Source organism: Aporhodopirellula rubra (genome assembly GCF_014192335.1).
Taxonomy (GTDB): Bacteria; Planctomycetota; Planctomycetia; order Pirellulales; family Pirellulaceae; genus Rhodopirellula; species Rhodopirellula rubra.
The window spans coordinates 280,928-301,879 of sequence record NZ_JACHXU010000004.1 but is presented as its reverse complement, the minus strand read 5'-3'; the positions used below and the strand labels follow the sequence as shown (position 1 = coordinate 301,879).

Sequence of the window (20,952 nt, the reverse complement as noted above, 5' to 3'; positions counted from 1 at the left end):
AGATACTCCCGGCATCGGCCCTCCGCAACTTTCCAATTTTTGTCGGCGGCAACTGACGGGGGCAGTCACGACGTCGAATTGGCCACTTATCGAGCGGCGACGGATCCCAGTCAGTTGCAGACGCAGATCATCCGGGCGATCGTGTCCCTCGTTAGCAGCCGATCGATTGAGGATATCAAGCCGAATTCCCCAGGCGTCAGCCGGTCGAATGTATCGCGATTGTGGAAAGAGGTGGGGCACAAGTTTGTCTGCGAATTGCGAGGCAAGGATTGGGGAGCGCAGAGTTGGTGAGTGCTGATGCTTGATGGGATTCGCTTGAGCAGCGATCGGACTGCAGTCGTCGCGTTGGGGATCGATACCGAAAGTCGAAAGCAGGTCCTGGACTTTGTCCTTGGTAGTAGCGAAAGCTTGGAAATTACGAGTGATCTAATGAGCCAAATTATGAAACGCGGCTTCACTTGCTCTCATCGTCTGTGCGTCGTACTCGACGGAAGTGACGCGTTGCGTGGTGCCGTCAAAGAACACTTTCCCGATGCAGTGGTTCAACGCTGCTTGGTTCGCAAAGAGCGGAATCTCAAGGCGAAGCTTTCCAAACGAAATTGGGGTGAGGTCTCTCGTTTGTCCACGCGTCTTCAGGGTGTCCAAGGCAGCTAAAGAAGTATTCGATGAGCTGAATGCGTTTATCCAGCCGATCAACGCCGAGGCGCACACAAGCCTGCACGAAGCCGGGGAAGCATCGCATGAAAAAAATGGAAATGTTCCAAGTGGGGCGACGGAGTCCTCGAAAGGGTCCGCCGCCCCCGCCCCTTGGCTGCATTTGGTATTCAATCATTGCTGATCGAAACCTGAGTACTGAGATGAATCAGTTACCTGGTGAGCTTGCCTTAGGAAAGGTGGACTGGAACTGATAGGTTCCCGAACCCACGCGATAGACGGCCGCGTTTCTTTCCGTCCGCAGAAGCTTCACGCCATCGGCTTGTGATACTGGTGTCCCCGATTCGGTCACAAGGGATGCATCCGATGTCGGGACGCGTACTGTCGCAGAAGTGTTGGTAGGTATAGTCACGTCCATGGTCAATCGACCGTTTTCGTGTTTCCAATTGCTCGTAATGCGGCCATAGATCGAATCGAATTCGGTATTCGCCCACGTCAATCCTTGCCCAATAGCAGGGCTGACTTGGAAGGTTTTGTAACCAGGGCTCGTTGCCTGGATTCCGCCGACGCCACCATACAGATACTCGCCGACAGCGCCGAAAGCGTAGTGGTTGAACGAATTCATACCAACGTTCCCGAAACCGTCTTCGGGCGTCCAGCCGTTCCACCGCTCCCACATCGTGGTGGCACCGTTCTTGACGGGGAACAACCAGGACGGATACGTGTCGTTGAACAGCAATCGATAGGCGACGTCATCGCGTCCAGCGGCGCTGAGTGCTGGCAACAACCGAGGCGTGCCGATGAAGCCGGTTGCCAAATGCCAATCAAACCTTTTGATCTCGTTCACAAACTGATCGGCGGCCTTCTGCTTCATTTCAGTGGGCAGCAGGTCCATCGAAAACGCGAGTGCGTAGCCCGTTTGGCTTGATTCGACTAGCGAACCGTCGGGTTGCACAAATTCTTTCGCAAAGGCTGTCTTCACGGTTTCGTGTAACTGTTTGTAGTGCTCGGATTCGTCAACGCGTCCAATTGCGGCAGCCATCTCGGACATGATTCGCGCTAGGTAAGCGTGATACGCCGTGTCAATGACTTCTTTCTTGGCACCTCCTCCGGCATTGAGCCAATCGCCGTAGCCTCCGACGTCCGAGATGCCATTGTTGGTCCGGCCGTCGAGCCACTTCATGTAACGTTCTAGTGAATCGAACCGATCTGCCACGACGCGTGTGTCGCCGTATGCATGGTAGAGATTGTAGGTGCATATGAGGGCCGCATCGCCCCAGGCCGTCGAGCCGCCTTCTCCCATCAAGTCCGGTACGACGTGGGGGAACCTGCCGTCAGGAAACTGATCGTCTTCGCAGGTTTGCAGCCAACGAGTGAAGAAGTTTGCGACGTCAAAATTGTAGGCCGCGGTTGGCGCGAAAAATTGAGTGTCACCGGTCCATCCCATTCGTTCGTCGCGTTGGGGGCAGTCGGTGGGGACCTCGAGGTAGTTGCCTTTCTGGCCCCAAAGAATGTTGCTGTAGAGTTGGTTCAACATCGGGTACGAGCACTCGAATTGTCCGGTGCGACGCATTGGCGTGTGCACGACGATTCCGGTGACCGTATCGAGTGGTGGTTCGGACGTGAGGCCACGGATCTCTACGTAGCGAAAGCCGTGGAAGGTGAACTTGGGTTCCAGGATTTCTTCGTCCTTGCCTGACAAGATGAAGTAGTCCGTTGCCGGACAACTTCGCAATGCGGCCGTGTAGATCGTGCCGTCGTCGTTGAGCATTTCGCTATGACGGATTGTTAGTCGTTGTCCCGGTTGACCGCCTCGGATTTTCAAGCGAGTCCAACCGACCATGTTCTGGCCCAAGTCGAAAATCCAGCGATTGGCATCGGGCTGAGAGATCGATTTGGCGGACAGTTCCTGGATCACACGTGCCGGCTCTGCGACCGACGCCTCAACGCGCAAGTCTTCTTCGAGAGTCGAACGTTTTCCGTAGTGTGCACTGAGGATGACGAGGTTTTCACCTGCTAGGTCCAGAGTTTCGTGTTCACCGACCGTTTTCGTTTCTTCAATGCCATCGTGCTGATACACGACTCGCAACGATTTGATTTGGTTGAAGGCGGGATCGTCACCGAACAGATCATTCTCCACTTGGAGGTTAACGCGATTGTTTTGTTCGGCCGCCTTAACGACATTTGTGACATCGATTTCTTGGTGAACACCGGCACCCAAGACGACGGGCTTCCAACTCTCATCGGGAAACCCCGTCTTGTCCCATCCTGCCATCTCCAATCGAGTGTCATACTCACAGCCGAGCAGGAGGTCGGCATGCAGAATGGGGCCATAGGTTGCTTTCCAGCTTTCGTCGGTGCCAATCACTTGCGTGGTACCGTCTGCCAATTCGATGACCAATTGGGCGAGGAAACGCGGGGGGCCGCCGTAAAGGTTGCGGCGACCGATGAACGCCAGATCACTAGCGTACCAGCCGTCGCCGAGGACGGCGCCGATTGCATTGGAGCCGCTTGTTACCTGGGATGTGACGTCGTACGTTTGGTAGTGCACCCGCTTACGAAACTCGGTCCAACCCGGCGCGAGCACGTCGTTGCCGACTCGCTGTCCGTTCAGATGCAGCTCGTAGGTTCCCAATGCAGTCACATAGACGGTGGCGCGTTTGATCTCTTGGGAGTTGCCATTGTTGATCGAAAATTCCTTACGCAAAAACGGCGCAGGAACGCGTGCCAAATCTGACACCAATGGAGGTCCATACCACGGGGAGTCGATCATTGCGGCGGCTGGCCATGAGGTGTCGTCGAACCCCGGTTGTTCCCATCCCGTAGGCGGATTTTGCGTGGCCTTCCAAGTGTTGTCCAACGGAACGACCAGATCGTCACCGGTTTCGAATTGCACGACGACGCGGCCGATCGCAGCGGGAAGATGTGGATCGGTATTGCTGACCACTAAGGTGATCACATTACTTCCGGGATGCATTAAATCAGTGGCATCTAACCGCGAGGTTTGTTCCCAGTGCGCGGCCTCTCCGATCGGAGTACCGTTGACACTGACCTCACAGAAATGAAAGGCGTAGCATGCTACCACCGCACGTTTGACTTTACGGTCCGCCGGTAATTCAATGCGTCGGCGTAGACAGGTGTCGACGGAGAGTTTGCCATGTTCGGATGCCATCTGCACCCACTTCAATCCCTGAACGTTCAGTTTCTTATTGTCGGAGGCTTCTTCAGGCGAAGGATGGTAGGCCTTGTCATAGCCGATCCACTTTGCCTGCCAATCATCGGGCTTGAGCAGTCCCATGGTCCAAGACCCGTTTGAACTCCAACCGGAGGGCGTTGCTTCATTGCCCCATACACGCACTTTCCAGAAACAACGCATGTTCGAAGTCAGCGGAGTACCCGCATATTCGAGCTGATTACTTTGCGCGGAGATAACCTTTCCGCTATCCCACAGGTCGCCTTGGTCTCTATCCAGACGTTCTTCAGACGACGCCACCAAAACCTGGTAGGCGGTTTGGTTCCAGCCCCGTTTGCTCCCTTCGACGCGTCTGGCCTCGGTCACCCAGCTAAGTCGAGGTGCGACCACATCGATTCCAAGCGGCGTTTCTCGATATTCACACCTAAGGTCAGTAGGAGTGAACTCTGCAGATACGGTTGGATTTCCAATCAAGAGGCTGAGGCATCCCAGCACCATCACCGATAATTTCATCGTCTCATTTTCGAAGGAGTAAAACTAAGCACATAGATGTTTTTTCGAGACGATCCGCGTCGGATGCATCTCTCATCGTTTTCACTTGGATCACCAGCGGGCGTTCAACACTTGCTGAGTGCGGCTGTGACCAAGGTTTCGGGGTTACAAAGAGGGACACCAGTCATGGTTTTGGCTCTGGTATCCCGTTGGACGATCATGGATTTCTATTTCGAACCCGGTGGGACGCCAAAACAGAGCGGGAATCCGTTCCACACCCGTGTTTTGAAACGACTCAATATCAGAAGATTCTGCGGCGGCCGCAGGAACGCTTTCGCTGCACCCGATGGCTCCATTAGCGATCTCTATCGTTTAGGAAAATGGAGCACCGCGAACAGTGATCATGTGATGTGTCCGCTGCTGCAGCAGGAATCGATACTGCAGCATTGGACACGTTTCATCGTCGCGAGATCTAGAACTCGCTATCGATAACTTCCTTTGCGGCTCGCGTACCGAGAGCACCCCAGAGTCCGTAAGGGCTCTGTGATCCGGCAGGAGTAAAGCCGTTGCCATCGTGGCGAACTTGGATGGCTTCGCTGTTTCCGGCTTCGATGGAATCCGTAATGAACTTCACTGCACCATCGGCCATCAATACATGAATTCCGCCTTGGTGACGGCTGCTTGCTGTTGCGTTGCCTTCGCCTTCTTGGGTGTCTTGAAAGCAGAGTTCGGCATTCGGAGGAAGCACGGTCAGGAAGCCGGTGTAGAGCGGACGTGCCAGTGCCCATTTGTAACCACGGCGTTGCTCGGCATCTCCTGCCGTTGGGACACCCGTTGCTCGCCAAAACTGAGGTCGCTCGACGTCAACGTACTGACGGCAGGAGAGGTTCTCTTTCCAGAGATCGCCGGCAGGGCTGTCGACGGCCATGGTCCGTTTGTCGCGGTCTCCTAAGTCCGTCGCGATTTCCGCCATCGCAATCGTATTGGCCAGGCCATCGAGGATGTCGCGAAAGCCCGTTTGGGTTCGTGGAATGAACGCACCGCGACAGGCCGATCGTTGATAGGCTGATAGTCCGCGGGAAGTTCCATTGTCGGCAGTATCGCCAACTTGGCTGAGTGTTCCGGAATCACCGAGCGATGCGGCGTAGTTCGTACGTCCCGCCGCGGGGAGTCCCACGCCTGGATCGCTTGGGCAGCGATAGCTAGGGATGTTGGTCATCCAAGGGTCGTAGGGCACGGAAGCATGGTCAGCGAGTTGCCGGTTGGGCCATGGCCCCATCGCCGCAAATCCGCTGGCCGTTGGGTTGCTGATTTGCTCCCACAAACCTTGTTGCTCGATGAATGGCAAGATGCCAACAAGCAATGAAAGATCTGATCGGTTTCCACCAGGAGGCATGATTCCGCTATTGGGCGGCCACTCTGTATAAGTGCCTGAGCCATGCTTCGGCAGTTTGTTATACGCAGCATGGTAGTTGTGAATTCCAAGCCCGATTTGCTTGAAGTTGTTACTGCAGCTCATCCGGCGGGCTGCTTCACGAGCCGCTTGGACTGCGGGTAAAAGAAGGCCGACAAGTACGCCGATGATTGCGATCACCACGAGCAGTTCTACTAGAGTAAAACCGCGGCGCTGTTCTTTAACAGACATAAGACAAGGTTCTCCTATGAAGAGGAAATCAAGAAACAAAAAATAGAATGATGTGCGATGACAAGAATGGCATCGCTATCAATCTAAACGTGGGAATTTGACCACCGCCTGTCGCAGTGGCTGTGCGCTACTTGTAGTCAGTGGGGTTGGCAGGAGCGATATCTTCCTTGGGCTCTTTGAGTTCAGGATGGGCGTCCAAGTACTCTTGAACTTCGCTCTTGGGAGTCGCTGCGGGTTCGCTTGATTCTTCGCAACCGATCGCCGTGGTTAGCAGCGCGGCAAGGGCAAACGACCCGATCGACGTAAAGCTGAAAAAAGTTTGAAAACGCGATGCTGCATTCATAAGTGTCTCGACTTGGGAAAAAGACAAACCGGAAAAGGCAAAACGCCCGGTTCTCAATACACCACTTTTGCGCGGGCAATGTGGTAATCAAGATCGTTGAGCAAGCAGGTGTGAGAATACGAGACCACCTGACAAGGGGCGGTCGGGCTCCACTGATTGCCACTACGGGAATATCAATGGAACCAAGCCTGCACGCAATGCGACAACGCGCAAAAAAGATGCGGATTCCCGCAAGTCTATAGGCTTTGGTTTTGGCTGCGACCAAGCGCATCAGGTGAGGGTGTTAGCCAGTGCACGCTGGTCAAAAGTGCTCCCCTGAATGGTGGGGAGGACAGCGTTTTTCGGAGTAAAATGATACCTCATCTGAGTGTGAGGTCGTGGCATGAAAGGGGGTGAGGTGTTGCGACGCATTTGCTAGCGAGGCGATGTGGCCATCGGTTGTTCGTTTGCGTTTGAACGCGAACAGCGGTGGTTGGGTTCCACGATGGCTCATCTCTAACGCAATTGCCCGAGACAGGTTTTAGCTCGCACCAAAAGAGATCGAATCTTTGTGAACGCGGCTACGGTCGTCGGAGGTAATGAGCCCATCAAATGAAATGTCGACGCGTCGAAGCAACAGCTGGGGGCACTGCACGTACCGACACTGTTCATTGTTGTGTAGGGGGCTTTATCGTTGCAGAGAGTTCTGGTGATCTCTGAATCTTCCGGGCTCTACCCGTCGAGCGTGTCTGCAAACGACGTATGTCTTAAAGGTAGCTGCGGTCGCTGCTCAACGTGGTCTATCGGAGGGTGACGGTGCTACAGCGGCATAGAATACATAAGACCCGTTTTACTATCGAGCAGACTGTTTCTCTCTTTGATAAACCGGTAAATCCAGACTAGCGGTTCGATGCTGAACATGCGGTAAAACGGGGTCTGTGAAGGCTTGCAGCATGCTGATGTTGCCGTACTCTGTATATCAATAGCGGTTAAGTTTGATTGCAGGGACGGCATTGTGCGCAAGTGATTAAAGGGACGTCGAATTCTGCCTGCTCTGTCACCAAGGGACGCTGTGTTACCGAGAGAAGGGGAGTCACCCAGTGGCTTTTAAGCTTCCATTTCGCGATCAGCGAAAATGGAATGCAGTTTTCTTATCGGACCAGATCCGTGATTTCATGTTGTGATCATCGTTGGCATCGCAAGGATAATCGCTATTAATGATTTCATTTCACATTCGTTTGAAGCGGCATAATGAGCGTTCAGAATCAGATCAAGCAATTTGTGGTTGTTTTCATTGCGGCAGCCGTCGTAGGTTCTGTTTGTGCTGCGGCACCTCCGCCCAAGCGTCTGGATAAAATTCCTGATCTGACTCAGGGAGATGACACCGATCATAGCCACGATTGGACGCTCGGCGCCACCGGCGCACGAGGCTGGGTTTATGCGTGGAAGCATACCGCCGATGCCCGTCAAATTTTGGTCACGAAGGTCGCCAAAGGCTCCCCGGCCGACGGAGTCCTGGAAGTTGATGACGTCATTTTGGGCATTGACGGCAAGCCATTCGATGACGACGCACGAATACGATTTGCTCATGCCCTGACGCGAGCGGAGCGTGAAGAATCCGGTGGTGTCCTCCGTCTCATTCGCTGGCGCGATGGGCAATCGAAAAATGTCGAGATCCGAATTCCGGTCATGGGGACGTATAGCGATACCGCGCCGTATGATTGTGAGAAGTCGGCAAAGATTCTTGAGCGCGGTTGCGAGGTGATCGCGAAGAAGGGTTTCGGAAGCGTCACGATCCCGAACAGCATCAACGCACTTACTCTGCTAGCTGTCGATCAGCCTAAATACCAGCCATTGCTTGCCGGCTACGCCAAGAAGGTATCCCGCTACTGGGTCGACGACTTTGCGACTTGGCACTACGGCTATGGGATCATGTATCTTGCTGAGTACGTCATGGCGACGGGCGATGACTCTGTGATGCCAGGGTTAAAACGATTGGCATTGGAAGCGGCTCATGGTCAGAGCAAAGTCGGTTCCTGGGGGCATCGATTTGCGTTGCCCGATGGTCGAGTCGGTGGATACGGGTGCATGAATTCACCGGGAATTGCATTGACGATCTCGATGGTTCTGGCTCGTGAGGCCGGTGTGAATCATCCCGATCTGGACCTTGCGATCACCCGGTCTGCTCGGTTTTTAAGATGGTATGTTGACAAGGGAGCGATTCCTTATGGTGACCACGAACCCTGGCCCGGTCACGAAGACAACGGGAAGTGTTCCATGGTCACGGTGCTGTTTGATTTACTAGGCGACCAAGAAGCGGCGAGTTTCTTTGCCAAGATGAGCACGGCGGCATACGACGAACGCGAACGTGGTCACACGGGTAATTTCTTTAACATCCTATGGGCGATGCCTGGCGTGTCGCGATGTGGTCCGCTAGCCAGCGCAGCTTATTGGCGAGAGCAGGCTTGGTTTTACGATCTCGGGCGACAGTGGGACGGCAGCTATCCTTACCAAGGCTCGCCGTACGGTGAAGAAGAGCACGGGAAATATTCCGACTTCGATAGCACGGGGGCGTACCTTCTTGCTTACGCGTTGCCGTTGAAGAGCCTTTACATCACCGGTAAGAAGGACAACTCGTTTCCAGCTCTCAAACAGTCGGAGGTTGATGAGGTTATTGCCGCAGGGCGAGGGTTTTTCTCAACAAAAGAAAAGGATCGCTTTCGGTATGAGAATCGTAGTGAAGAGGAGTTACTCGAGGGGCTATCGAGTTGGTCGCCGTCGGTTCGCAAACGATCGTCCCTGGAGCTTGGGAAGCGTAAGGGGGACTTCCAGCCAGCCGTTTTGAAACTTATCGCATCTGACGATCGCTATTCCCGATACGGGGCCACCGAGGCGCTCGGGCAGATTGAGCCGAGTGCCGATCCGACCGCCAGCGTATCGGCTCTGACAAAGGCATTAGAGTCCGATGATCTGTGCCTGCGAATCATTGCCGGACAAGCTCTCGCGAGCATCGGCCGGCCCGCGATGTCGGCCGTTCCTTTGATGCTTCAGCGACTTGCAATGACCGATGTCGAGAGTGATCCCCGGGGAATGGAACAACGCTTTCTATGTTTCAGTTTGTTCGACCGTCGAGGTGGTTTGATCGGAGGATCGTTGGAAGGCGTCGATCGTGAGCTCCTGTTGCGAGCCGTCCGCATTGGTCTGCAGAACGAAGATGGCCGAGCACGTGGCAGTATTGGTACGGTGTATCAATATCTTTCCTACGAAGAAATCAAGCCGCTGCTGCCCGCGATTCATCAAGCGATTGTCGAGCCCGCGCCGAGCGGAATCATGTTCGCCAACCAAGTCCGACTTGCGGGGGTCGAACTGCTGGCCAAGCACCGCATCCGAGAAGGGATGCCGTTGTGTATCGAGATCATGGAGATCGATAAGTGGGGTAAGAAACCTCGCATCACGCAATGCTTGAAGACGCTGGAAAGTTATGGTGCCGCGGCCAAGCCTGTTTTGCCCAAGCTTCGGCAGCTCGAGAAGGACTTGCTCGTCCACAGCGAGCGGCGAATGCTGGCGCCTATCATCGAGCAACTCAGGGACCTGATCAAGAAAATCGAAAACGGTACTGAGGCGGTTGAACTGCGCAGCATTGCAGCGGCGACGCCGAGCTAGAGCATTTCCATACGTGCTGTAGCCACCGCCGCCAGTCCGTGGATTACGTTTTGGCGAAATTAGCTACTTCTAAAAACTAACCTCAATTGCACGAACGCTCGAGACTTTTATCGCCAGTACTTGTCGAGCAAGTATTGGTTGTCTTTGCCGTGCTGCAGCCATTCGTCGTACTCCGCCCGAGATCGGAAAGGGGGAATGTGGTGCGGTTTCAGTTTCTCGGACGTTTTTACGAGCGGGGCTGGTGACCGGGGGATTTCAGCGGCTAGTTGTTTTTTGATCTGAGAATATTCCGGATCTCGGGCCAAGTTATGCCATTCCTCCGTATCGGATTGGTGGTCATAAAGTTCTTCGCTGCCGTCAATGTAACGCGTGTACCGATACCTTTCGCTGCGCACCGAAAACTCACCAAAGTCGTAGGTGGTCAATGCGACGTGATCCCATGGTGCGTCTGGCTTTGTGAGAAGGGGAGTCAAACTGTGTCCGTCAATCTCGGTGTTTGCGGGCAATCCGCATACGTCGACCAAAGTCGGATAGATGTCTTGCAAGGAAACCGGACGATGGCACAACTGTCCGTCGGCCGAACCATCCCGCAGCCCGAGGGTGTTCTTGGGAACATGGATCATCAACACCGAACGGACGACGTTGTCCCAAAGCGCAAACTTTCGCCAGTGCTGCTTCTCACCAAGTTGCCAACCATGGTCGGACCACAGCACGACGATCGTGTTTTCTTGCTGGCCGCTCTCGTCTAGACCATCGAGCAAGCGTCCAAACATCGCATCGGCAAACGCGATCGAAGCGAGATACCCTTGGACGGCTTGCTTCCACTGACCAGCATCCACCACGTGCTGATGGTAGCCTCCGCCTCGAACGGCGATGTCTTTTGCTCGTGGACCGACATCATCAAGATCATTCTCTAATCGTTTGGGAAGGACCACGTCATCGAGCGGAAACATGTCAAAATATTTGCGAGGCACGTACCAGGGCAGGTGTGGTCGATATATACCGCACGCCAAGAACAGCGGTTTGTCGCGTGGCTTGTTGAGTTGCTGAAGCACGTAGTCCACGCTTTTGAAGTCCCCCATCTCTTCGTCGGGAATATCCAACGCCGACCAGTCGAACATCCCATACATTTGGTGGAACGCGGGCATGTTCATCGTCGCTGGCGTCGGGTTGTCCGCCGTCGCGAGCGGGGATTTGGCGAAATCAGGAAAGGCTTCTTCGGGCATGTTTTGCTGCTGCGACGGCCAGTACTCGTCCCAGCAATCAGGATCGACCATGTGGTAGTGGAAGATTTTGCCCGCACCGCTGCTGAAATAACCGTGCTGACGAAAATAGGATCCCATCGTTCGGTGGTTCGGTATCGCCTCTCGCCAGTCTTGATAGTTGGAGTAAACGCCGGACGTGTAGGGGGCCAAGCCGGTCATGATTGCCGTGCGAGACGGATTGCAACCGGGACTCGGGCAATTGGCATTGGTGAAGCAGACAGATCGCTGCATGAAACGAGTGAAGTTGGGAGTCACCGCCTGAGGATGCCCTTTCAACGGTTCAATCCAATCATTCAGGTCGTCCATGGAAACGAAAAGAACATTGGGCCGTTGCTCCTCTCCAAACGTTGAGGTCGACACAGGAAAGATGCTCAAGCATGTCAACACCAGCCAAAGGATATTTCTCACGGGTCTTCGTTTCTTAAATGTGTTAGCCAAAGATCATTGTTCAATATGTCGTCACGAATATAACAAGATGGAACACATTCAACCTGCCGAACCACACTTCAGAGGCAGTACTAAAAGCATGAAATGTGAGTGTCGACGATTCGGTGTGCGCTGACCTTTTGTCACTCGCGAAATTGCGCATGCCCTGGATCGATGTCGCAAAAATCAATAAGTATTACGAGTCAATCCAATCGGCTGCTGGTACTATCTGAAGTCGATTGCGTCGCCCGGTATCAGCATCGTCGGCCAGTCTTGGTCAACATCCTCCCGGCAAGAGAGGGAGTGGAATGGGCGTTCCACGCTTCGCATTTCGCCCATAGAGAATTGGATAGAAGGATACAGAAGGTATGAACAATAGTGCTGCTTCTACACGGATGCCCCGATGGACTGCGGTGATCTGCTTGATCGCCATTATTGTTGGCACTCACGCTGGCGATGTTGGGGGCGCTGACGTGCCAGTGGAAAAAGATGCGCGTGCCAACACGTTGTGGTACAGGCATCCGGCAAACACGTGGATGACAGAGGCTCTGCCCATTGGAAATGGACCGATGGGAGCAGTGTTGTTTGGCCGCACGGACCTCGAGCGAATTCAGTTCAACGAAATCAGTCTGTGGGGCGGTCGCCGCCTCGCGTCGAAGGAGTACGTTGAAAATGACGACATGGGAAGCTACCAGGCATTCGGTGATTTGTTCGTCCAACTCGGGCACGACCCGGAAAAGGTAACCAACTACCGACGGGAACTTGACATTCAACGGGCGGTTCACCGCGTGACGTATGAATACGAAGGTGTTCGCTATGAACAGATCGCCTTCGCCAGCCATCCTGCAGGTGTGATTGTTGTCCACTTTGCAGCGAACAAGCCCGCAGCGTATTCGGGACGCATCTGGCTGACCGACATGCACAACGCTCCGATTACCGCCTCGGCCAATCGGTTGGCGGCAGTGGGAAAGCTGAAAAATGGGTTTGAGTACGAAGCTCAGGTGCAAGCGTTGACTCAAGGAGGCAAGCTGTCGATTACAGAGAATGATTCGGTCCCTGAGAATCAATGGGAAATTGAGCTGCCCGCGACTTGCTTAAGCTTTGACAAATCGGACAGTGTGACACTGTTTCTCTCTGCCGGGACAAGCTTTGAGCAGGACTTCGCAAAGGAGTGGCTCGGCGAACATCCGCACGCCGCGGTGACTCAGCGAGTTGATTCTGCGGCAAGCCGTAGCGTGGATGTGCTGCTAGCGGAGCACGTATCTGACTATCAATCTCTGTTCGGTCGCGTTTCTCTTGACTTGGGCACGCCCGATTCGTCGCAAGTCGAAAAGAGTACCAAGGAGCGTCTAGAAGCCTACACGCGAAACAAAGTCGCGGATCCGGACCTGGAGGCGTTGTTCTGTCAGTTTGGCCGCTATTTATTGATCAGTTGTTCGCGCCCCGGCAGTTTGCCCGCCAATCTTCAAGGCGTCTGGAACGACAGCAACCGACCGGCTTGGGCAGGCGATTACCATTCCAATATCAACGTTGAGATGAACTATTGGCCCGCGGAGACCAGCAACCTGGCCGAGTGTCATGTCCCGTTCATTGATTACGTTTCCAGTCTTCGGAAAGTCTGCGCCCAAAAAACGCAAATGCGCTATGGGGATGTCCGAGGATGGACAATCCAGACAATGAACAATGCTTGCGGTGTATCGAGTTGGAAATGGAACCCACCGGGAAGCGCCTGGTACGCGCAGCACCTGTGGGAACATTATGCCTTTGGACGCGATATCGACTATCTGCGCGAAACCGCGTATCCGATCCTGAAGGAGATTTGTCTTTTCTGGCAGGATCATCTCAAACGGCGTCCTGACGGGACTTTGGTTACACCGGACGGTTGGTCACCGGAACAGTACAAGTATGAACCCGAAGAGGGCGTCACCTACGATCAGGAGATCGTTTACGACCTGTTTACCAACGTCATCGAAGCCGCCGATGCGTTAGGAGACGACAAAGAGTTTCGGGACGAAATTGCGGCGATGCGAGACGACCTCTTGAAACCGGCGATTGGAAGCTGGGGGCAGTTGAAGGAGTGGGAAATCGAACGGGACGATCCCGAAGACAAGCACCGGCACGTCTCGCATTTGTTCGCACTCTTTCCGGGGCGACAGATCAGCATGGCCGAAACACCGGAACTGGCTGAGGCTGCTCGCGTCTCTTTGGACGCACGCGGTGACGCGAGCACCGGATGGAGTCGAGCGTGGAAAATCAATTTTTGGGCTAGGCTCGGAAACGGCGATCGTGCCCATCGGCTGTTGCGGAGTCTGTTGAACCTTGTCGCCGAGACAAAGACCATCTACGGCCAAAGCGGTGGCGGAGTCTATTCGAACATGCTCTGCTCGCATCCTCCCTTCCAGATCGATGGCAACCTCGGCGCAACGGCGGGGTACTGCGAAATGCTACTCCAAAGTCATGCGGGCCAAATTCAGTTGCTACCAGCACTTCCGTCGGCTTGGCCAACAGGTTCCGCAAAAGGACTGTGTGCCCGGGGAGGATTCGAAGTGGATCTGACCTGGAAAGACGGGCAGTTGACCTCGGCGGTAATCCGTTCCAAATCGGGCCAGCCTTGTCGGGTTACCTATCAAGGCAAAACGTGGGAATCGGACACCACGACCGGAGCAACTTATCGCTTGGATCAGAATCTGAATCCACAGGAAAGTGAGAAGGACTCCTGAAGCGTTGGGCTCACCTGAACCGCCTAGCAAACCGGTAAAGGGCTCATTTCTTCAAGCGAAATCCAGTTGCGATTTGTTCCCCTGCCACAACGTTAAAGAAATTCACCACGAGAAGCACTCTCCCAAACCTGTTCCTGAAGGTATCCGAATGAAACCGTTGTTTTTCACGATCTCCGCGATCGTATTGCTATTGGCTCCGTCACTTGCCAATGCCGACGAACGTCCGAACATTATCTTTTTTCTGTCGGACGATCACAGGTCCGATGTGCTCGGGTGCGCCGGTCACCCGATCATAAAAACACCCAACATTGATCAGCTCGCTGCACGCGGTGCGCGTTTTGAAAATGCCTTTGTCACGACCAGTATTTGCGCCGCGAGTCGCGCGACGCTTTTCACAGGTCTGTTTGAGCGGACGCATGGGTACACGTTCGGCAAACCTCCGATTTCCGCGGCGCACGTTTCGGATAGCTATCCTGCGAAATTGAAAGCAGCGGGCTATCGCACAGGTTTTGTTGGCAAATTCGGTGTTAAAGTTGAAGGTGGCCAGCAGGCGATCAACGAGATGTTTGATTCATTCGAGCCGGTTGGCCGCAGTCAGAAAGGCGTTGGCGAATCGACTCGGCACTTTACGGATATCGCTGGTGATAAGGCGATCGAATTCGTTGCATCTAACCCTGCTGATATACCGTTTTGTTTGTCATTGAGTTTCAATGCGGCTCACGCGCAGGATGGCGACAAGGTCAACCATTACCCGCACCCGGTCGCTGAATCAGAGCTGTATGCGGATATCGAGATGCCTCGTCCCGAACTCGATGGGGGCGTGTACTTCGATTCTCAGCCCGAGTTTCTGCGTGACTCCATGCATCGTGACCGCTACTACTGGCGATGGGATACGCCCGAAAAGTACGACCGAAACATGCGGAACTACTTTCGTATGATTTCCGCCTTGGATCGCAATATCGGTCGCGTCATGGAGCAGTTGAGCAAACAGGGGCTGATCGACAACACGGTTGTGATTTTCATGGGGGACAATGGATACTACATGGGCGAGCGTGGTTTCGCGGGCAAGTGGTCTCACTACGAACAATCATTGCGTGTTCCCCTAATCGTCGCTGATCTACGCATCCCCGATGCCGTAGGAAAAGTGAATGATGACATTGCACTGAACCTGGACATTGCACCCACGCTACTCGATTTGGCGGGAGTCGATTTGCCGGCTCGGTTCCAGGGGAAATCGCTCGTTGGTCAGAGCGACGGCATGACGCGTCAAGGATTCTTCTGTGAGCATCGGATGGAGAATGACCGCATTCCCAAGTGGGAAGGTTACCGCGGTACACGATATGTTTATGCAAACTATTACGAACAAGAGTCCGGCGGCGAGTTTTTGCACGACCTCCAAACGGATCCGAATCAACTAACGAATCTCGTGAACAATCCTGAGTACCACGATAAACTCATTGAGATGCGAGCCAGAACGGAAGAGTTGAGTGAGGAATATCTCAAGGCGAAATCCGACGAAGTCGAGTAGCCAAGACAAAGGCATCCTGATCGCAGTCGATGAGTAATTATTTCGATAGGCCTTCGTCACGCATCTCACGCCACAATGCGGTCATTTCCTTTTTCATGGAGCTGACGATTTCGGGATGTTTGCTCGCGATGTCGTTGCTCTGCCCGGGATCGATCGAAACGTCGTACAACGCTACTCGGTCGGGATCGGATGTTGCGAACCACTCGTCGAGTGAGACGCCTTCGGTGCGTTTGGGCAACCAGGCGATGAGCGTGAGGTCGCCTTGACGCATCGAAATTTGCGGCATGCGGAACCAGGTGTCGCCGTGGTGTGGATAGAACCAGATGGCGGAGTGGCCGCGTTGGACTGTCCTACCCAGGAATGCATCAGAGGCATCGACGCCGTCCACGTTCCGGTTGGTGGGCACGTTGGCGCCGGTGAGGCCGCAGACCGTAGGCAGGATGTCGGTTCCGTTGAAGAGCACATGACTCTCGGTGCCTGCGGGAATGACTCCCGGCAGGCGGACCAATCCGGGCACGCGATGTCCGCCTTCGTAGGGGAACCGCTTCATTCCGCGGAGGACGCCCGGCGAGCCGAAGCATTTGTCGCGAATGGGGTCTTCCCATTGGCCCAGTGACTCCTCCACCGTCACCGGTGTTTCCGGACCGTTATCACTGGTGAACAGCACCAAGGTGTTCTCCCGCAGGCCTTCTTCCTCGAGCGTCTTCATCAAACGCCCGAAGGCGTCGTCGAGTTGATTGACGGTTCCGTAGTAGTCCTTCTTGTTGTCTGAAATATCCTTTTTCGGTCGGCTGATTTGGCCGTATTGGGTTTGCTTTTCTAATTGATCCACTTCGGCGTTATCGTATCGGTTGCTGTATTCCGCCGGCGGGTCGATGGGGGTGTGTGGTTCGTGTGAGCAGACATACATGAAGAACGGCTTCTGCTTGCTGCGTTGATTTACCAGCCAGTCGCGTGCGTCATCAACGATCACGTCACAGTACCAGGCATCGACGGTGCCTACGGGTTCGCCGTTCTTGATAAATGCCTTCGGGCGGCGGGGGCCACCAAGTTTGTCGAACGCGTTGAGCGTCGTGCCCATCCAGTAGTCAAACCCCTGTTCGCTCGGCCCAGGATGGACGTAGTGAGTCTTTTCCAATGTCGAAAGATGCCATTTGCCCCAGAACCCCGTTTCGTAACCTTGGTCCTTGAGTACCTCAGCGAGAGTGACCTCCTCGTCTTTAAGATAGGTGTCTTTTCCATGGATGTAGAAGAAGCCACTTCGATAAGGATTTCGCCCGGTCAGCAACGCGGCACGTGATGGTGAACAAACCGTGCCACCGGCATGGCAGTCCGTCAGACGCACACCCTCTCGTGCGAATCGGTCCAGATTGGGCGTCTGAACAATCGGGTTGCCGTAGCATGCTAGGTCACCGTAACCGAGGTCGTCGGCAAGAAAAATGATCACGTTGGGTGGGCGGTCCGATGCCTGCGCGACACAACACGCGAGCAACAAGAGAGCGATCGAACAGAGCAAAGGCATGCGACGGAGGAGGGGCTTCATTTCACTTTTTCAAGCAATCACGGAAGGTGGTAGGGATTCACCGTTCGGTAGGATATCACTTCGCGCGTTGCGGTTGGCTCGCGTTAGTCTCTTTCAGCCACTTATTCAGTTCTAATCGTAGTCGTTCCGCCTTTTCGGGCATTTCCTTCGCAAGGTTTCGCGACTCGCTGATATCGTTTTTCAGGTCATAGAGTTCAACGGAGTCGTCATCGTAGAATTTGATCAATTTGTAGTCACCCGAGCGAATGGCGCTTCCCAGTCGGTTCTCTTTGTGAAAAGCGTAATTGGGATAGTGAAAGTAGATCGACTTTCGTCCCAATTCCGATTCGTTTCGGAGCAGCGGTAGCAGTGAGATTCCATCGGGGGTGTTGGATGGATCGGCTGTAAAATTTGCGGTGTCTAGAATCGTTGCATGAATGTCCATGGTGGTCACCGGCGTCGATGTTTGCGTGCCGGCGCTGACATGGCCGGGCCAGCGAACGATCATCGGGACTCGAATGCCGCCTTCATACAGGAAACCTTTCTCCGCCCGGAGCGGTTGAACGTTTGCGGCAAACGGTCCATTGTCCGACGTAAAGATCACCAACGTATCGCTGCCTAATTCTTGCTGGTCGATTGCATCGATGAGTTTGCCGATCGATGTGTCCATGCCTTCGATCATCGCAGCATAAGTCGGGTTCTCGACGCCCGGGCCATTGCGCTGTTCGTATTTAGCAATCAGGTCGGCGGGAGCTTGAAACGGATAGTGAACCGAGTAATTCCACCAGCACAGGAAGAACGGTCGGTTCCCGTCTGCCTGGGCGGATTCGATAAAGTCGATGCATTCGTCGGCGCATCTGTCGGGCAGGTACTCGCCGTCGGTTTTCCCCTGCAGATTGGGAATTCCGTATGGACTGAAGTAACTAGGGGGACCGCCAAAACGACAGCCTCCGATGTTGATATCGAAACCCTGGTGTTCGGGCCGTAACTCCGGTTCAGTCGGTTGGTCCGCGTCGGTGTCGGATGTTGATCGGCTGCGATGCGAGAGATGCCACTTACCCACGAATCCGGTCGCATAACCGGCTGCTTTGAGTTGTTCGGCCAGGGTGACTCGTTCTAGTGGTAGATGCCGCAGCCACGTCGGTGTGATCAGGTCCGTTCCGGGTTTTCGGAAATTCTCGGGGTGGCCTCCGGCGTGATTGGTGATGTTCAGTCGAGCGGGGGATTCTCCCGTCATCAACGCTGCGCGTGTGGGGGTGCAAACGGGGGCAGCGGAATAGGCGTCCGTGAACAGCAAGCCTTGCTGTGCCAGGCGATCCAGGTGGGGCGTGTCAACTTGCTCGTTGCCGTAGCAGTGAAGATCTTTCCACCCGAGGTCATCTGCCATGATCAAAACAACGTTGGGCAGTTTTCCTTCCGTCTCCAATTTCTTGCCTGGCGCGGTTGCCGAAAAGGCGAAGAGGGCGATCAACGAACCCGATAGATACCCAACTCTAAATTTTTGCATTGCTAGTTTCTGTAGATGGTGTGGGATTGAAGAACGCCACGAGAACGAATCGGCAGAAGGAGTGGCACACTGATATCAGGGTGCAATGTGCAGCAGTTCCGAGGCTTCGTTTGGCCTGCGCCGATGAGCCCGGGAGGATTGCTTCGGGACTGTAGATTTGGCGTCTGATGGATTCGACCGTGCCTACCCAGCAGGAGGAGCCAACTTGCCAGCCTGACGGTGCTCGGGGACATACCACTCGTCGAGTAGTGCACTGAGCTCCTCGACTTTTGCCGGATTCGCCTCTGCTAGGTTTTCCGTTTCTTTCGGATCGTCCTTCAGGTTGTAGAGCTGGGGCTCTGCATGTTGAGGCGGATACCTCATGTACCCTGGGGCTCCGTCGTAAGTTAGCAGCAGCTTGTCATGCCCTTTGATAACCCAGCGATACAGGAGTGAGGCGGCTGGGTTTTCGATGTCAGCGATGTCGTGAGCGAATGATTCGCCAAACAGCGTATCGCGTTCGATGGTCTCGCCTGACTTCAATTGGGGCAACAGATTCAGTCCGGGGAAGTCGTGCGGGCCTTCTGCTCCGGCGGCTGCTAAAACGGTCGGTACAAAATCAATCGACGAACAAAGTTCGGGACGATCCGCGGGCGGGATTTTCCCCGGCCAGCGGAACATGATCGGTGTGCGAGTGCCGAGCTCGTAGGGACTCCGTTTGGATCGTGGTCCGTAACCACCGACTTCCTTCTGGATCCAGCCGTTGTCGGTGACGTAGATGACCAGTGTCTCGTCGGCAATCCCCGAATCGTCGATGTGATCCAGCAGAGTGCCGCAGGTTTCGTCGAACCATTCGCACATCGCGTAGTACTGAGCGATTCGTTCTTGTACGCCTTTTTTCAGGTACTTGTTAAGAAACCGTGCCGGAGGATTGTGTGGAGTGTGTGGCATTACGGGGGCGTACCACAGGAAAAAGGGCTTTTCCGCTTTCACGCTGCGATCAATGAACTCAGTGACAGGCGTCATTGTTTCGCGCCCGATAGCCAAACCCGCGTCACCGTGTCGTCCGCCTGGATTCGGATATCCCTTCGTCATGCCTTCGGTGAAACCACCGCGTTCAAAAGAACCTTCCCACCACTTTCCACTCTGGAAACTGACGTAACCTTTCTTTGCCAGCCAATGAGGCAAAGCACCGGTGCGGTCAATGTGTGTCAGCAGTAGTTCGCGAGCGTCTTTGCTTGCCCTTTCGGCGTGAGCATTGTTCGCGGGGGTGCGTGCGGGGTCGTTTCCGGTCGTCTTGTTCTGATGCGAATAGAGCCCCGTAATCAGTGTCGATAACGCCGGGCGACACAACGCGGTCGGAACATAGCCGCGCCGGAATACCGTGCTCTCCTTGGCCAGTTGGTCCAGGTTTGGTGTCTCGATTTGCTCATGCCCCATGAAACCATAGTCGGTGTAACCCTGGTCATCGGAAAGGATCAAAACAATGTTCGGCGTCTTGCCGCTGGCAGATGTCGCGATTGCGACTATTAACAGAAGCGGGAGCAGGCGAGAGAGATTGTTCATGTTGCTCGTCGTGTTGAATGGGTGACTTGGCTAAAGCGAAGGGGGTGGGCGGTTCGCGTTGCGGAAGCGACCCTGGCGACGTTGCCGCCCCAGAGCCGGCTAATACGTTGAGGTGTTAACGGATAGGAGTCTTGAACTCGAACAAGATCGCGATGCGTTGGTTTCTGCGAGCGTGCTTTCGCGGACTGTTCGCGTTTTCGTCCTAAGCTTTGCTGCTCGATCGGCTCGAAAACCACTCGCATCGAGACCGCTTGTTTGGCCTAGCGTTGATTGCAAATACGACGATCAGGGCGATGTGATTTAGCAGGTGATCAATGTGCTACCGAACTGGCGAACTCGACTTCAGGTGCATCACCAATGAATCATGAGCCGCAGCGACGTGAAACGAAATGGCAACAACGCCGCAGCACGCAAAGATGCCACTCAGGCCTGTTTCGATTCACAGGTCCTAAGAATGGCGGCTGAGACGA

11 protein-coding genes and 1 pseudogene are annotated in these 20,952 nt (G+C 54.5%); 5 read left to right on the top strand and 7 right to left on the bottom strand.

Annotation, left to right across the window (positions count from 1 at the left end):
* Positions 1-54 precede the first annotated feature (54 nt).
* Positions 55-766: pseudogene (locus FHS27_RS31010) on the top strand (transposase); the annotation flags it as partial.
* A gap of 96 nt (positions 767-862) precedes the next feature.
* Here FHS27_RS31010 and FHS27_RS07700 read toward each other — a convergent pair.
* A complete protein-coding gene (locus FHS27_RS07700; protein ID WP_184303760.1) occupies positions 863-4,360 on the bottom strand; it encodes a family 78 glycoside hydrolase catalytic domain in 3,498 nt (1,165 codons plus the stop codon).
* Positions 4,361-4,525: 165 nt separating this feature from the next.
* On the opposite strand from FHS27_RS07700, the gene FHS27_RS07695 reads away from it, so the two are divergent.
* The gene (locus FHS27_RS07695) at positions 4,526-4,831 is read left to right on the top strand and encodes a hypothetical protein (protein WP_184303757.1); all 306 of its coding nucleotides are present in this window, start codon (positions 4,526-4,528) and stop codon (positions 4,829-4,831) included.
* On the opposite strand, the gene FHS27_RS07690 is transcribed toward FHS27_RS07695, so the two are convergent.
* Both FHS27_RS07690 and FHS27_RS07685 read right to left on the bottom strand, forming a co-directional pair.
* On the bottom strand, positions 4,812-5,984 hold the full coding sequence (locus FHS27_RS07690; RefSeq protein WP_184303756.1) for a DUF1559 domain-containing protein: 1,173 nt from the start codon (positions 5,982-5,984) through the stop codon (positions 4,812-4,814). The genes FHS27_RS07695 and FHS27_RS07690 overlap by 20 nt on opposite strands.
* A gap of 127 nt (positions 5,985-6,111) precedes the next feature.
* A complete protein-coding gene (locus FHS27_RS07685) occupies positions 6,112-6,327 on the bottom strand; it encodes a hypothetical protein (RefSeq protein WP_184304000.1) in 216 nt (71 codons plus the stop codon).
* 1,230 nt (positions 6,328-7,557) lie between these two features.
* Between FHS27_RS07685 and FHS27_RS07680 the strand changes: the two genes are divergently transcribed.
* Positions 7,558-9,969, top strand: a complete 2,412-nt coding sequence (locus FHS27_RS07680) for a DUF6288 domain-containing protein (RefSeq protein WP_184303755.1) — start codon at positions 7,558-7,560, stop codon at positions 9,967-9,969.
* Positions 9,970-10,076: 107 nt separating this feature from the next.
* Here the strand turns inward: FHS27_RS07680 and FHS27_RS07675 are convergent, their stop codons facing one another.
* Positions 10,077-11,594, bottom strand: a complete 1,518-nt coding sequence (locus tag FHS27_RS07675) for a sulfatase (RefSeq protein ID WP_315854494.1) — start codon at positions 11,592-11,594, stop codon at positions 10,077-10,079.
* A 434-nt stretch (positions 11,595-12,028) separates the two neighbouring features.
* Between FHS27_RS07675 and FHS27_RS07670 the strand changes: the two genes are divergently transcribed.
* Together FHS27_RS07670 and FHS27_RS07665 are read left to right on the top strand one after the other, a co-directional pair.
* Positions 12,029-14,380, top strand: a complete 2,352-nt coding sequence (locus FHS27_RS07670) for a glycoside hydrolase family 95 protein (RefSeq protein ID WP_184303751.1) — start codon at positions 12,029-12,031, stop codon at positions 14,378-14,380.
* Positions 14,381-14,528: 148 nt separating this feature from the next.
* Positions 14,529-15,908 (top strand): sulfatase family protein, encoded by a 1,380-nt coding sequence (locus FHS27_RS07665; protein WP_184303749.1) that lies wholly within the window; start codon positions 14,529-14,531, stop codon positions 15,906-15,908.
* Positions 15,909-15,945: 37 nt separating this feature from the next.
* On the opposite strand, the gene FHS27_RS07660 is transcribed toward FHS27_RS07665, so the two are convergent.
* From FHS27_RS07660 to FHS27_RS07650, 3 genes are all read right to left on the bottom strand, one after another.
* Positions 15,946-17,451 (bottom strand): sulfatase family protein, encoded by a 1,506-nt coding sequence (locus tag FHS27_RS07660; protein WP_246419244.1) that lies wholly within the window; start codon positions 17,449-17,451, stop codon positions 15,946-15,948.
* A gap of 55 nt (positions 17,452-17,506) precedes the next feature.
* A complete protein-coding gene (locus tag FHS27_RS07655) occupies positions 17,507-18,937 on the bottom strand; it encodes a sulfatase (protein ID WP_184303747.1) in 1,431 nt (476 codons plus the stop codon).
* 183 nt (positions 18,938-19,120) lie between these two features.
* Positions 19,121-20,482, bottom strand: a complete 1,362-nt coding sequence (locus tag FHS27_RS07650) for a sulfatase family protein (RefSeq protein ID WP_184303744.1) — start codon at positions 20,480-20,482, stop codon at positions 19,121-19,123.
* Between the last annotated feature and the right edge of the window lie 470 nt (positions 20,483-20,952).